This window comes from Priestia sp. JSM ZJ58, from assembly GCF_044383985.1.
In the GTDB taxonomy this organism is placed as follows: domain Bacteria; phylum Bacillota; class Bacilli; order Bacillales; family Bacillaceae_H; genus Priestia; species Priestia zanthoxyli.
Genome location: NZ_JBISEM010000002.1, coordinates 35780 through 49097, shown reverse-complemented (window position 1 = coordinate 49097; position 13318 = coordinate 35780). Strand labels below are relative to the sequence as shown.

14 protein-coding genes are annotated in these 13318 nt (G+C 38.5%); 11 read left to right on the top strand and 3 right to left on the bottom strand.

The features are described from left to right. Positions 1 to 95: 95 nt before the first annotated feature. The 5 genes from yutH (at position 96) to thrB (ending at position 5716) form a co-directional block, all read left to right on the top strand. Positions 96 to 1097 (top strand): spore coat putative kinase YutH, encoded by a 1002-nt coding sequence (gene yutH / locus ACH6EI_RS21625; RefSeq protein WP_028412623.1) that lies wholly within the window; start codon positions 96 to 98, stop codon positions 1095 to 1097. A gap of 117 nt (positions 1098 to 1214) precedes the next feature. Beyond that, on the top strand, positions 1215 to 2204 hold the full coding sequence (locus ACH6EI_RS21620) for a 2-hydroxyacid dehydrogenase (RefSeq protein ID WP_251440657.1): 990 nt from the start codon (positions 1215 to 1217) through the stop codon (positions 2202 to 2204). A 241-nt stretch (positions 2205 to 2445) separates the two neighbouring features. After that, a complete protein-coding gene (locus tag ACH6EI_RS21615) occupies positions 2446 to 3747 on the top strand; it encodes a homoserine dehydrogenase (RefSeq protein ID WP_013059628.1) in 1302 nt (433 codons plus the stop codon). Then, positions 3747 to 4808 carry a threonine synthase gene (gene thrC / locus ACH6EI_RS21610; protein ID WP_025752680.1) on the top strand — a complete coding sequence of 354 codons (1062 nt, stop codon included), beginning with the start codon at positions 3747 to 3749 and terminating at the stop codon, positions 4806 to 4808. The genes ACH6EI_RS21615 and thrC overlap by 1 nt, the downstream gene beginning before the upstream one ends. Continuing rightward, complete coding sequence (gene thrB, locus ACH6EI_RS21605) at positions 4802 to 5716, top strand: homoserine kinase (RefSeq protein WP_251440654.1); 915 nt, start codon at positions 4802 to 4804, stop codon at positions 5714 to 5716. The genes thrC and thrB overlap by 7 nt, the downstream gene beginning before the upstream one ends. A gap of 89 nt (positions 5717 to 5805) precedes the next feature. Here the strand turns inward: thrB and ACH6EI_RS21600 are convergent, their stop codons facing one another. Beyond that, positions 5806 to 6036: a NifU family protein gene (locus ACH6EI_RS21600; RefSeq protein ID WP_013059625.1), complete on the bottom strand. Its 231-nt coding sequence runs from the start codon at positions 6034 to 6036 to the stop codon at positions 5806 to 5808. Positions 6037 to 6229: 193 nt separating this feature from the next. Between ACH6EI_RS21600 and ACH6EI_RS21595 the strand changes: the two genes are divergently transcribed. Beyond that, positions 6230 to 6556 (top strand): YuzD family protein, encoded by a 327-nt coding sequence (locus ACH6EI_RS21595; protein WP_028412620.1) that lies wholly within the window; start codon positions 6230 to 6232, stop codon positions 6554 to 6556. Between the two features lie 43 nt (positions 6557 to 6599). Here the strand turns inward: ACH6EI_RS21595 and ACH6EI_RS21590 are convergent, their stop codons facing one another. Beyond that, positions 6600 to 7664 (bottom strand): NAD(P)/FAD-dependent oxidoreductase, encoded by a 1065-nt coding sequence (locus ACH6EI_RS21590; RefSeq protein WP_028412619.1) that lies wholly within the window; start codon positions 7662 to 7664, stop codon positions 6600 to 6602. 381 nt (positions 7665 to 8045) lie between these two features. On the opposite strand from ACH6EI_RS21590, the gene ACH6EI_RS21585 reads away from it, so the two are divergent. From ACH6EI_RS21585 to ACH6EI_RS21570, 4 genes are all read left to right on the top strand, one after another. After that, a complete protein-coding gene (locus ACH6EI_RS21585) occupies positions 8046 to 8285 on the top strand; it encodes a YuzB family protein (RefSeq protein WP_033580454.1) in 240 nt (79 codons plus the stop codon). Positions 8286 to 8588: 303 nt separating this feature from the next. Then, positions 8589 to 9443, top strand: coding sequence for a diaminopimelate epimerase (gene dapF / locus ACH6EI_RS21580; RefSeq protein ID WP_063248452.1), 855 nt, complete (start codon positions 8589 to 8591; stop codon positions 9441 to 9443). 74 nt (positions 9444 to 9517) lie between these two features. Beyond that, a complete protein-coding gene (locus ACH6EI_RS21575; RefSeq protein WP_025752687.1) occupies positions 9518 to 9883 on the top strand; it encodes a HesB/IscA family protein in 366 nt (121 codons plus the stop codon). Positions 9884 to 10032: 149 nt separating this feature from the next. Continuing rightward, entirely contained in the window at positions 10033 to 10551 is a 519-nt protein-coding gene (locus tag ACH6EI_RS21570; RefSeq protein ID WP_033580455.1) for a hypothetical protein, read from the top strand. Positions 10552 to 10578: 27 nt separating this feature from the next. Here ACH6EI_RS21570 and ACH6EI_RS21565 read toward each other — a convergent pair whose 3' ends face one another. Beyond that, positions 10579 to 11571, bottom strand: a complete 993-nt coding sequence (locus tag ACH6EI_RS21565) for an NAD(P)/FAD-dependent oxidoreductase (protein ID WP_013059618.1) — start codon at positions 11569 to 11571, stop codon at positions 10579 to 10581. Positions 11572 to 12040: 469 nt separating this feature from the next. Here ACH6EI_RS21565 and ACH6EI_RS21560 point away from each other — a divergent pair, with 469 nt between their 5' ends. Further along, entirely contained in the window at positions 12041 to 13255 is a 1215-nt protein-coding gene (locus ACH6EI_RS21560) for an NAD(P)/FAD-dependent oxidoreductase (RefSeq protein WP_033580456.1), read from the top strand. Positions 13256 to 13318: the final 63 nt, after the last annotated feature.

Here is a 13318-nt window from a genome sequence, read left to right as displayed (position 1 = left end):
GTATTTCTAATCTATTCATTCCTCCGTAAATATTATGACAAGTAATGTTGTTTTCCATCATATAATTTCTTGAATGAATGAAGAGAGGGATTAAAATGATACAAACCATTTATGAGCATTACGGATTACGTCCAAATGAATTTATGCCCGTTGGTAAATTTGAAGGTTTTCAGTATCGAGATATTTTATATACAATCATTAATGTAAAGCAAATGGAACAAGACGAGTTAAATGAACTATATCAAATGAGTCAATTTCTGATGGGCCAAGGTGATCGCCATGTGGCAACATTTATGCCTAATTTAAATGGAGAAATGATTACAGAAACTGAAACTGAAAAATTTATCATTTGCCGATGTCTTGCGGAAGAGAAAAACCCCAATTTTTCACCTGGGCACGAGCTAGCTGTTTTTCATCAAAAAGGGAGGCTGTTTCCTTATGAAGTGGAAAAAGCAAACCGGCTAGGGCAATGGAAGTCCATGTGGGAGAAGCGTCTCGACCAGATGGAGCAATTTTGGTATGGAAGATTACGTGCTTTACCTAATCAAGAGATGGAAAAACGTTTTTTAGAAACTTTTCCTTATTACCTAGGATTAACGGAAAATGCTATTCAATACCTAGTAGACACGGAAATTGACGATTTGCCCCGGTCAGTTGACGCTGCGACGATTTGTCATCATCGGTTCGGCCAAAAAACATGGGGGGAAGACCACGTTTACAAGCTCCCGGCAGACTGGGTTTTCGATCACCCTAGCAGAGATATAGCTGAATATATAAGGGAACAATATTTATTAACATACGCTGTCGATGAAAGGCACATGCATCAGTTTTTAAGTGAATACGAAAAGGTAAATCCACTTTCTTCTTTTTCATGGAGACTGTTATATGCTAGACTTCTTTTTCCCGTTCATTATTTTGAGGTCATTGAAGGATACTACAGTGTACAAGATGAGCGGGAAAAACAAAAGTATTATGAGAAGCTTGAAGGAGTATTAGCTCATTCTTCTCACTACGAAGCTTTTCTGAAGCGCTTTTACCAGTCGGTAGGCATTTCAACGTCTCGTTATCACATTCCTGAATTAACATGGATTCATTAAAAAGCGATTACTATAGAATATGATAAAATAGAAAAATAGGTGTTGGATAATCCAAACCCGTTTTTCTATTTTGTTTTTGTGCATGCAGTTTAAAAAGGATAAAGAGGTGGCGTACATATGGACAAGCCGTTTGTATTTATTACGAGAAAAATACCGAATGAATTAATTGAACTTTTAAAAGCAGTAGCGAATGTGGAAATGTGGGATAAAGAAGATGAGGCAGTTCCTCATGAGCTGCTTTGTGAAAAAGCTAAGCACGCACATGCTCTATTAACAATGCTTTCAGACCGTATTGACAGTGAATTGCTTACGCAAGCTCCTCATTTAAAGCTTGTAGCTAACTTAGCGGTCGGATTCGATAATATTGACATAGAAGCGGCAACTGAACGCGGAGTTATCGTTTCTAATACACCCGATGTTTTATCTGATACAACAGCGGATTTAACGTTTGGTTTGTTAATGAGTGTAGCTAGACGTTTAGTAGAAGCTGCTGAATACGTGAAAGAAAATCAGTGGAAAAGCTGGAGCCCATTTTTGTTAGCGGGTAGAGATGTTCATCATAAAACATTAGGTATTGTTGGAATGGGGAAAATTGGAGAGACGCTTGCGAAACGTGCTACAGGTTTTGATATGGAAATCTTGTATCACAATCGGAGCCGCAACCTCCAAGCAGAACAAAAGCTCGATGCAGTTTACTGTGAGTTAAATGAGCTGCTTGAGCGATCTGATTTTATTGTTTGTTTAACACCGTTAACGGACGAAACCAAACATTTATTTAATGCTGAAGCATTTAAACAGATGAAAACAACAGCGATTTTTATTAATGCTTCAAGAGGAGCAGTGGTTGATGAGCAAGCACTGTTACATGCAATTCAATCAGGTGAAATTGCCGGAGCTGGCTTGGATGTATTCGATCAAGAGCCTATTTCTGCTTCTCACCCTCTTCTTCAATTGCCTAATGTTGTAGCGCTTCCTCACATCGGCAGTGCGAGTATCGAAACGCGCACGGAAATGATTTCTTTATGCGTAAAAAACATTAAAGCAGTGCTCACAAACGAGTCTCCTATTACAATTGTAAATAAAGAAGCGTTTGCGAAAAAATCATAATGGAAAAAGGCAATTTCATTTCAGTGAAATTGTCTTTTTTTTATTAAAAAACAGTGGTAGCCATGTTATGATAATAAAATGAAATATTTTAAAAATTTACATTTATCTTTATATACCAATTTTTTTAACAAGTTTACGAGAAAAGATGGCCAGTAAACCTTGTAAAAAAGAAAAATAAGGTCTATAATGTCCTCTATAAGAGAACAAATGTATACACAGAAAGAACACAGAGGTGAGGAATATGACAAAAAGTATTTCAGTAGGATTATTAGGGTTAGGAACGGTGGGAAGCGGAGTAGTCAAAATTATTGAAAATCATCAGGATAAATTAAGTCATCAAGTCGGATGTCCTGTAGAAGTTAAAAAAGTAGTAGTTAAAGATATTGATAAGAAACGTGACGTGGAGATCAGTGAAGATAAATTAACAACGAATGTTGAAGACGTTTTACATAACGCGGAGATTGACGTTGTCATTGAAGTAATGGGTGGCGTTGAAGAAACAAGAGACTATATCTTAACAGCCCTTCGTAATAAAAAGCATGTGGTAACGGCAAACAAAGATTTAATGGCGGTTTACGGCTCAGAATTGTTAACAGTAGCTTCTGAAAATAATTGTGATTTATTTTATGAAGCAAGTGTAGCTGGCGGTATTCCAATCCTTCGCGGATTAGCAGATGGGTTAGCATCTGATCGTATTACGAAGATGATGGGAATTGTCAATGGAACAACAAACTTCATTTTAACGAAAATGACAAAAGAAGGAAGCGCCTATGATGAAGTGTTAAAAGAAGCGCAGGATTTAGGATATGCTGAAGCGGATCCAACTTCTGACGTAGGTGGTTTAGATGCTGCTCGTAAAATGGCAATCTTGGCTACACTAGGGTTTTCAATGAAAATTGATTTGGATGATGTTCGTGTTCAAGGTATTACAGAAGTAACGGAAGAAGACTTGCAATATAGTAAACAACTAGGTTATACGATGAAACTGATTGGATATGCACATCGTGACGGTGACAATGTAGAAGTGAGTGTTCAGCCAACTCTTTTAGCAGATACACATCCTCTTGCTTCAGTAAGCGATGAGTACAATGCTGTGTATGTATACGGAGAAGCTGTCGGAGAGACGATGTTTTATGGACCGGGGGCAGGAAGCCTGCCAACTGCCACTGCTGTCGTATCCGATTTAGTAGGCGTTATGAAAAACATGCGTTTAGGTGTAAATGGTAAAAGTGCGGTAACACCTCAGTATCCAAAACAGTTAAAAGCAGAAGATGAAATGTTTTCAAAACATTTCTTACGTATTCACGTTAAAGATCAAGTTGGCGCATTTGCAAAATTAACAACACTGTTTTCAGAGCGTGGCGTGAGCTTCGAAAAAATTATCCAACTTCCTGTGAAAGGAAGCGAATTAGCTGAGATTGTTGTTGTTACACACAAAACGTCTCAAAAAGATTATGAGGAAATCCTTCAGCAGCTTCGGGATTTACCAATTGTAGAAAATGTAAAAAGCAGTTACCGCGTAGAGGGAGTTGGCACAGTATGATGTGGAAAGGTCTATTAGCTGAATATAAAGAATTTTTACCTGTAACAGAGAAAACACCTATGCTTACGCTACATGAAGGAAATACGCCTTTAATTCATCTTGCTCATTTATCAAAAGAGCTAGGCATTGATTTACATGTGAAAGTAGAAGGGTTAAATCCAACGGGGTCATTTAAAGACCGCGGAATGGTAATGGCTGTAGCAAAAGCAAAAGAAGAAGGAAGCAATACGGTTATTTGTGCATCTACAGGTAACACATCCGCAGCTGCCGCAGCTTATGCATCACGCGCTGGCATGCGCTGTATCGTTGTTATTCCAAATGGAAAAATTGCGATGGGGAAATTAGCTCAAGCTGTTATGTATGGTGCAGAAATTGTAGCAATTGAAGGAAACTTTGACCAAGCGCTTTCTATGGTTCGTAAGCTAAGTGAAACATCACCGGTTGCACTTGTAAACTCTGTGAACCCATACCGTATTGAAGGGCAAAAAACAGCTTCTTTCGAGATTTGTGAACAGCTTGGAAAAGCGCCGGACGTTTTAGCTATCCCAGTGGGGAATGCAGGGAATATTACAGCTTACTGGAAAGGATTCAAAGAATACAGTGAGCGTCACCAAACGTCTCTTCCTCACATGCATGGTTTTGAAGCAGAGGGTGCAGCGGCGATCGTGCGTAATCAAGTTATCGAAAATCCAGAAACAATTGCAACGGCTATTCGAATCGGAAATCCAGCAAGCTGGGATTATGCTGTAAACGCAGCAAAAGAATCAAACGGAAAAATTGATGAAGTGACAGATGAACAAATCTTAGAAGCATATCGTACAATTGCACGCAAAGAAGGCGTATTTGCAGAGCCAGGTTCTTGCGCTTCAATTGCTGGTGTGTTTAAAGATGTAGCTTCTGGTAAAATTGCAAAAGGTTCAACGGTTGTAGCTGTACTAACAGGTAATGGATTAAAAGATCCAAATGTAGCAATCGATGCTCATAACGTAAAGCCAGTGGTTTTACCAAATGATGAAGAAAAGGTATTTGAGTATATCCAAGGTGTCGTTGCTTCATGCTAGAAAATGAGCGTTTTGTCATTACGGTTCCAGCTAGCTCTGCTAATTTAGGGCCAGGATTTGATTCCATTGGAGTGGCTTTATCCCGCTACTTAAGATTAACAGTAGAGCGTCATGACGAATGGGTTTTTATCCCTGAAACGAAAGAAGTGCAAAGTATTCCTACAGGTACAGATAACTTAATGTATGAAGTGGCACAAGACGTGGCTCGTCAATTTAACATTGATCTTCCAAGTGCGAAGGTCAATGTTTGGAGCAACATTCCATTAGCAAGGGGACTTGGAAGCAGTGCATCGGCTATCGTAGCTGGAATCGAGCTGGCCAATGTACTGTGTGACTTGCGTTTATCAAAAAGAGAAAAGCTTCGCATCAGCAGCTTAATGGAAGGACATCCTGATAACGTCAGCCCGTCTATTTACGGCGGCATCGTTGTTGGTTACCATCATGAAGATGAAACATATATTGCTCAAATACCTGAATTTGATGTCGATATTGTGATGGCTATTCCAGAATATGAATTAAAAACAACGGATGCCCGTGATGTGCTGCCTTCCGATATTAATTATCGCCATGCAGTAGAAGCTGGAGCAATAGGCAACATGCTAGTAGCAGCCTTGTTAAATAAAGATTTGCCTCTGGTAGGCGAATTTATGGAGAAAGATTTATATCACGAACCATATCGCATGAGACTCGTGCCAGAACTTTCTCTTGTGCGAAAAGAAGCAAAAGCTCTCGGCGCATACGGTGTGTCACTAAGCGGAGCCGGTCCGAGTGTATTATGTTTAGCACCAAAAGGAAAAGGAAAAGCGATTGCTGAACATATGTATGCTTTACTGCCGAACTGTGAAATAGATGTTTTACAAATTGACCGCAAAGGTGTATTTGTAGAAGCTGAAGTCACAACGAGCTAATAAAAAAATCCTCATTCATTTGAATGAGGATTTTTTATTTGCAAGCCCCAATAAAATGGGAGGTTGCTTTTATAATAAAATCAAAGAGATTAGAATACTTGTTCTACTTCAACTACACCAGGTACTTCTTCTAAAAGGGCACGTTCGATACCAGCTTTTAGCGTAATTGTTGAACTTGGGCAGCTTCCGCAAGCGCCTAAAAGACGTAATTTTACAATACCATCCTCTACGTCTACTAGCTCACAGTCTCCACCGTCGCGAAGTAAAAACGGACGAAGTTTTTCTAATACTTCTTGAACTTGCTCGTGCATTTCTGACATAACTATCGACTCCTTTCTTCTACTCTTATTATAAACGGTCTTTCATGAAAAATCTATTGGAGTATACATCGTAATGTTACCTTAAAAGAAAAAGATGTGCAATGAATCAGTTTTGTGTAAAATAGTATTCATAATGAAGTAAAAGTGTGAATAATCGTACAGTTTATATGTAAAGATTCAAGGGGGATGTGCTATGCAGTCAACTGAGGTAGAAGTGTGTATTTATGGAGCTGAAATTGTTTGTGCAAGCTGTGTTAACCTGCCGTCTTCAAAAGACACCTATGATTGGCTAGAGGCAGCTATTTCTCGTAAATATCCGAACCAACCGTTTGCTATCACGTATGTAGATATAAACGAGCCGCATACGGATCCGGAAAAAGCAGCTTTTGCCAAGCGTGTGATTGAAGAAGATTTATTCTATCCTGTAGTGGTCATTAATGGAGAAATTGTTGGGGAAGGCAATCCGAAATTAAAGCGCGTATTTGAGGAAATGGAGAAGTATGGTTTCCGCGCATCATAACGAAAAAAGCCGTTAGATTGTCAGTCATCTAACGGCTTTTGTTTTATCCACTGTGGTGTTTATACATCCAAAGAATACCTGATTTCAATAATCGAGCTACGCGTCCTGTAATCGGACGTTCGGCAACTAAGCCAAACCCATGCTTTTTGCCTAATGAACCAAGTATGCCTTTTAATTTAATAGTTGGCAATTCATCAGGAAGCGCTTCGCCTTTCCAGCGGTGAAGAAGCACTTGCACAATTTGTTCAGCCTGACCTTCTGCAAGCTGAGCACTTGGGGCGTGCGGTAGGCTTGCACAGTCACCCAAAATGTAGACATTTTCATCGTCAGGCAAGTTATGGTATTTTGTCAATACGACGCGTCCTTGAGGATCTTTTTCCACGTCTAAATCGCGTACCACTTTATTTGGCTGAATGCCTGCTGTCCACACGATTGCATCGCTTTGAACGGGCTCATCATGATTATAAAGAATGTTCGGTTCTACTTTTGTAATATTAGCACTATTTACAATTTCGACACCGTTTGAAGTAAACCAAGTTTGAACGTAATTGCTTAAACGTTCTGGGAAAGCAGATAAAATTAATTTACCGCGGTCAAATAAGATGATTTTTAAATCCGGGCGGCTTTCTCTTAGCTCACTTGCCAGTTCTACTCCGCTTAATCCAGCTCCGACAATTGAAACAGTAGCGTGGGCCGGTAAGTTGTTTAATGTCTGATAAGTTGCTCGTGAAGCATCAATGGATTGAATGCTGTATGTATGCTCAAGAGCTCCGGGAACTCCATGATATTTATCTTCGCATCCGAGTCCTACAATCAGGTCATCGTAAGCGATCATTTGATCATCCACATAGACGCATTTCTCTTTCAGGTCTATTCGTTTTACACAGCCGTAGCGGATTTTTAAGCGAGGGTGTTCAGGAAAAGCAACACGGACATGTTGATCAGAGATTGTTCCAGCTGCAAGTGCATAGAATTCAGTTTTTAGTGAGTGATAAGGTGCTTTGTCAATAAGCGTTACTTCTACATCGTTAGGCAATTGATTCGGAAAAAGGCGCTGCAAAATGCGCATACCACCGTATCCGCCGCCCAGTATGACAAGGTTCTTCATGTGAATTTCCCCTTTAGCTTCATGCATTTTTGTTTTCTCTCTATTATTCTTGCTTTTAAGAATAGGAGGGTACAAATTACCGTTAATAAGGATGGTTGCCAAAAAGATATGAAAGGCTATATAAGATAACATATTTTACTTAAATAATAATTTAATATAACCTCGTTTGGTTTTCTATACATAAAAGTATAACTAAATTAATAAAAAACCACAATATGTTTCAACATAATTTCAAGCTATCCACGTAATAAAGCTTATTTATGCGTTTTTGAAAAAAGTCTATAAAGCTAAAAAACGCGCGCGAAATGAACGTGAATTTCTAAAGTTGACGTTGAAAATGAAAGGAGATAGGATAAACTAATAGTAGAGAGGTGAAAAAACGTGATACAGCCAATTATTGAATTTTGCGTTAGCAATTTAGCCAGCGGTTCTCAAGCAGCTTTAGAAAAGCTTGAAAAAGATCCAAATCTAGATATTATTGAATACGGATGTTTAGGTTATTGCGGGAAATGTTCACAATCTTTATTTGCCTTGGTAAATGGAGAGATTGTTACGGCGGAAACACCTGAACAGTTAGTAGATAATATCTACATTCATTTAGAAGAAAACCCAATGTTTTAAACTATCCCCGCTGTCGTATCTCTTTTTAGCAGGAGAGGGACATGAGGCTAATAGAATAGATGATGTAAGCATGGCTAGTCTTGCCGTGCTTTTTTATGCGTTTTTGCGCAAATATATGCGCTTTAACCATCCTTTTTGTAATCATAAAGCTTCTTTTGTTTTTTAATACTCTAAAGGAGAACAAAATAAAAAAACCCCTTAATCTTTATGATTAAGGAGCTAAAAAAACGGGGGATGATATTATTGTGTACAAAAGAGAATCACTTTATACTAGAGCTACATAAAAAAATAATGGGTGATAATATGAAAAAATTTCAGTTTACAAAAATGCATGCACTTGGCAACAACTATATCTACGTAAATATGTTTGAAGAACATATAGAAGAGCAAGAGTTAGCACCGCTTGCTGTAAAAGTCTCAAATGTTTATACGGGAATCGGATCGGATGGAATGATTCTTATTTGTCCATCTGAACGCGCAGATGTGAAAATGCGCGTATTTAATAATGACGGCTCGGAAGCAAAAAACTGCGGAAACGGTTTAAGATGTGTAGCTAAATATGCATACGAACATAATTTAGTAACAAGCGAAAGATTTTTTATCGAAACGCTTTCTGGAGTTGTAGAAGCAACGGTGCATCCGCAGGGAAATGAAGTTCCAGAAGTAACAATCGATATGGGAGAGCCTATTTTAGCTAGAGAACAAATTCCAATGACGGGAGCAAGCCAATACCAAGTTGTTGATGAAGAGATGGAATTTGGAAAAGAACGGTTAAAAGGGACGGCTGTATCAATGGGAAATCCTCACGTCGTCTTTTATGTAAATGATATTGAACAAGCGCCTCTTACTACACTAGGTCCGGTAGTTGAAAAAGATGCGCGTTTTCCAGAAGGAGTGAACGTTGAATTTGTCGAGGTAGTGAACGAAAGAGAGCTGAACTTTCGCGTATGGGAAAGAGGTTCGGGTATCACTCAAGCATGCGGGACAGGAGCATGCGCTGCTGTTGTTTCTTCTGTGTTAAATGAGAAGACGAAAAAAGATGTGCCTACTGTTGTACACCTCGCTGGAGGAGATTTAACGATTGTTTGGCAAAATAAAGGCAATGTGTTAATGACAGGTCCAGCCAATGTGATTTGCGACGGCATGTATTATTATTAAAAATGAAGAAGCAGACGATTTGTCGTCACAGACATTTCGTCGTATACTAAACAAAAAAGGAGGTCTGTTTAAAAATGAGTCAAGATATCCTAACAATTACAGAAGCTGCAAGCTTTCAAATAAAAGATATGATGAAAGAACATGAAGAAGAAAATGCTTATTTACGTGTTACTGTAAACGGAGGAGGCTGCTCAGGTCTTTCTTACGGCATGGGTTTTGCACACGAAGTAAATGAAAACGATACGCTGTTTGAACAACATGGCATTAAGATTCTTGTAGATAGCGAAAGTGCTCCAATTTTAAAAGATGTAAAAATTGATTACAAGCAATCTATGCTAGGCGGAGGGTTTACAATTGATAACCCGAACGCCATTGCAGCATGCGGCTGCGGCTCTTCTTTCCGTACAGCAAGCAACGCAGGTGCTCCTGAAGAGTGCTAAGTATATTTTTATAAAAAAGCTTTCTTCACCTCATCTGGTGAAGAAAGCTTTTTTAGTGAGAAATTTTTGTATGTTACATCATCTACCAAACTTATTGACCGAATAATCAGTCTTTTTTATACTCAATAAAAAAGAGGAGATGAACGGATTTGATAGATGCGACTCGTTACGACGCAGAACAAGTAGGAGGTTATGGCAGTTTTCGTAAAAAAAATACCCTGCCTATTCTATGGAAGGGGTTTATAAACTGGTTAAAACTTGAAAATAGGAAAATGGAGTCTAAGGATGCAAAAAGTATTCACTTCAGTGAATCGCATTTATTTGTTCAACATTTGCCTTTTTCCTCAGGTGAAGTCTGTCATCAAAACTCGTCCTCTGCGCCTCTTAACCATTCTGAACCTTACATTCGCTATTATGAAAATGCTAATGCATCTCTGGCCGAAAGCTATGGAGCAGTGGAAGGAGAGCATATTCTGCTGATTGAACGTATTGTCGGTCAATCAGAGGTAGTAAAATATTTAAGCAAGCTCGAAGGCTTGAAGGCCTACAGAATGAGCGTAACTAGTCAAGAAGGAAACCATTCCTTTTATGAAATCTGTTTAATAAGCAGTGATGCAGAAATGATGAGTGAAATCATTCATCGAATGGTTACACCAATCCAGCAATGAAAAAAAGCAGGCGAGAGCCTGCTTTTTTTATGAGAACATTGACGTACTGTGCATAGGCTGTAAGCGAGCCTTTGGGTCAATGTATGCTTTAGCGTTATTAACGGCAGTCGGACCTTCGCCAAATCCTGCCACGATGAGTTTTACTTTTCCATCATATGTGCAGACATCACCTGCTGCATAGATGCCAGGAATATTTGTTTCTTGCTTTGAATTAACAACAATTGCATTTTTCTCTAAATCTAAGTCCCATTCTTTAATTGGACCTAGAGAAGAAACAAATCCAAAGTTTACAATAACATCATCTACGTCTACTACTGTCTTTTCTTCACCTTTTGTATTTTCTAACACAACTTGTGTAATACGGTCATCTCCAATAAATTCAACCGGTACATATGGTGTTTTAATATCAACTGATGAATTATGCAAGTTTTCTACGCTATGTTCATGAGCGCGGAACTTGTCTCGGCGATGCGTTAACGTTACTTTTTCTGCGATCGGCTCTAACATAAGAGACCAGTCTACAGCAGAATCCCCACCCCCGCATACTAATACTTTGCGGCCTTTGAATTTATTCATATCATCCACAAAATAGTGAAGGTTCGTTTGCTCGAACTGTTCTGCGTTTTCTAGCTCAATTTTACGGGGCTTAAATGCACCGTTTCCAGCCGTAATAATAATTGTTTTTGAATAGTGGACTTCAGAATTAGTAGTTAATCGGAATACACCGTCCGCTTGTTTTTCTACCTTTTCTACTGCTTGCTCTAGTGCAACTGCAGGTTTAAATTGATCCATTTGCTCTTTTAGGTTATTGACTAATTCTTGAGCACGTACTTTTGGAAACCCAGCTACGTCATAAATATATTTTTCAGGATATAAAGCAGAAAGCTGTCCACCGAGCTGTGGTAAGCTTTCAATAATTTTTACGCTCGCCTGACGCATACCGCCATAAAATGCTGTAAATAAGCCTGTAGGGCCGCCTCCGATGATGGTAATATCGTATACTTGTTTATCTTCTTTCATTTATAATCACCTCTAGATTGTTCTGTGCCAATGCATATTCTACTTTATGATAGCATAGTAAATTATAAAATATCATTAAAACACGCTGGAATGTTTGAGAAACTTTCTCAACTTAAAGATCAGTATTTGCAATCATTAACATAACCACACGTTTTGGTCAAATATAAAACTGGGTATACAGGAAAGTAATTGAAAATTTAAAAGCTTGTAAATACAAAGTGAAGGGTTGAAAAACCGATGAAAAAAGCATAAGATGTTGGTGTAAATCAAGCTAGGACTTATGCTTACATTTTTTTAAAAAAGAACGTGAAGTGATTCACATTATTTTTCGTATATGAATAATAAATGGATAGCGATGATCGTTCTTGCTCAAACTAACATAAAAAAGCAAACCAAATAAAATTGCTCTTATCATTATATTTGTAAGACATACTTGTGACTATAACTAAAAAAGGTGGATGACATTCCTATGAAAAAGCCTAAAATCGTCATTTTGGGTGCCGGGTATGGCGGCATTATGACAATTGTTAATTTACAAAAGAAACTGGGTGCTAGTGATGCGGAAATTGTTTTGGTAAATAAAAACGATTACCATTACGAAACGACATGGCTTCATGAAGTATCGGCAGGTACAATTCATCAAGATCGCTCTCGTGTTCCTGTTAAAAATTTAATTAACACGAATAAGGTTACATTTATTAAAGACACGGTCGTAGATATTAAGTTAGATGAAAAGCGTGTTCTTCTTGAAAACAGTGAGCTAACGTACGATTATTTAGTTGTTGCTTTAGGGTATGAAGCAGAAACTTTCGGAATTAAAGGTTTAAAAGAACATGCATTTACCATTACGAGCATTAATGCAGCACGTCAAATTCGTGAGCATATTGATTATGTGTTTGCGACGTACAACAATGAAGTGGAAAAAAGAGACGAACTTCTGACAATCATTGTTGGAGGTGCTGGCTTTACCGGCATTGAATTTGTGGGAGAATTAGCAAATCGAGTCCCTCAGCTTTGCAAAGAGTTTGATATCCCGCGTGAAAAAGTACGCGTTATTTGTGTAGAAGCAGCGCCTACGGCCTTGCCAGGTTTTGATCCGGAACTTGTAGAATATGCGGTAACACAGCTAGAACGAAAAGGAATCGAGTTCAAGATCGGAACAGCGATTAAAGAGTGTACAGAAGAAGGAATTATTGTATCAAAAGATGACCAAGTGGAAGAAATCAAATCAGCAACAGTTGTATGGGCTGCAGGTGTTCGAGGCAGTCATTTAATTGAAAAAGCTGGATTTGAGAACATGCGCGGACGTGTAAAAGTAAGCAATAGCTTGCTGGCACCAGGGCATGAAGATGTGTTTGTTATTGGAGATTGTTCACTAATGATTAACCCAGAAACAGAACGTCCTTATCCGCCAACAGCTCAAATTGCTATGCAACAAGGCGGTACCTGCGCTGAAAATATTAGCCGTTTGATGAAAGGGCAAAAAGAATTAAGCGAGTTCAAACCAGATATTAAAGGAACGGTATGTTCGTTAGGGCATGATGACGCAATTGGCGTTGTATACGGTCGAAAACTATTTGGTTCAAGCGCATCTTTTATGAAAAAAGTTGTTGATAATCGCTCGCTTTTCCTTCAAGGCGGAGCAGGTCTTGTATTGAAAAAGGGAAAATTTAATTTCTTTTAAAACAAAAAGCAAAAGGTCTTCAAACCTTTTGCTTTTTTTGGTATTAACTTACTTTTCTGTGAT

Coding starts and splice junctions, on each gene's coding strand:
- ACH6EI_RS21565 (WP_013059618.1), bottom strand. CDS start 11,571: ATGAAAGAAGATAAACAAGTATACGATATTACCATCATCGGAGGCGGC.
- thrB (WP_251440654.1), top strand. CDS start 4,802: ATGCTAGAAAATGAGCGTTTTGTCATTACGGTTCCAGCTAGCTCTGCT.
- thrC (WP_025752680.1), top strand. CDS start 3,747: ATGTGGAAAGGTCTATTAGCTGAATATAAAGAATTTTTACCTGTAACA.
- yutH (WP_028412623.1), top strand. CDS start 96: ATGATACAAACCATTTATGAGCATTACGGATTACGTCCAAATGAATTT.
- ACH6EI_RS21620 (WP_251440657.1), top strand. CDS start 1,215: ATGGACAAGCCGTTTGTATTTATTACGAGAAAAATACCGAATGAATTA.
- ACH6EI_RS21600 (WP_013059625.1), bottom strand. CDS start 6,036: ATGTCAGAAATGCACGAGCAAGTTCAAGAAGTATTAGAAAAACTTCGT.
- ACH6EI_RS21575 (WP_025752687.1), top strand. CDS start 9,518: ATGAGTCAAGATATCCTAACAATTACAGAAGCTGCAAGCTTTCAAATA.
- ACH6EI_RS21615 (WP_013059628.1), top strand. CDS start 2,446: ATGACAAAAAGTATTTCAGTAGGATTATTAGGGTTAGGAACGGTGGGA.
- ACH6EI_RS21590 (WP_028412619.1), bottom strand. CDS start 7,664: ATGAAGAACCTTGTCATACTGGGCGGCGGATACGGTGGTATGCGCATT.
- dapF (WP_063248452.1), top strand. CDS start 8,589: ATGAAAAAATTTCAGTTTACAAAAATGCATGCACTTGGCAACAACTAT.
- ACH6EI_RS21595 (WP_028412620.1), top strand. CDS start 6,230: ATGCAGTCAACTGAGGTAGAAGTGTGTATTTATGGAGCTGAAATTGTT.
- ACH6EI_RS21560 (WP_033580456.1), top strand. CDS start 12,041: ATGAAAAAGCCTAAAATCGTCATTTTGGGTGCCGGGTATGGCGGCATT.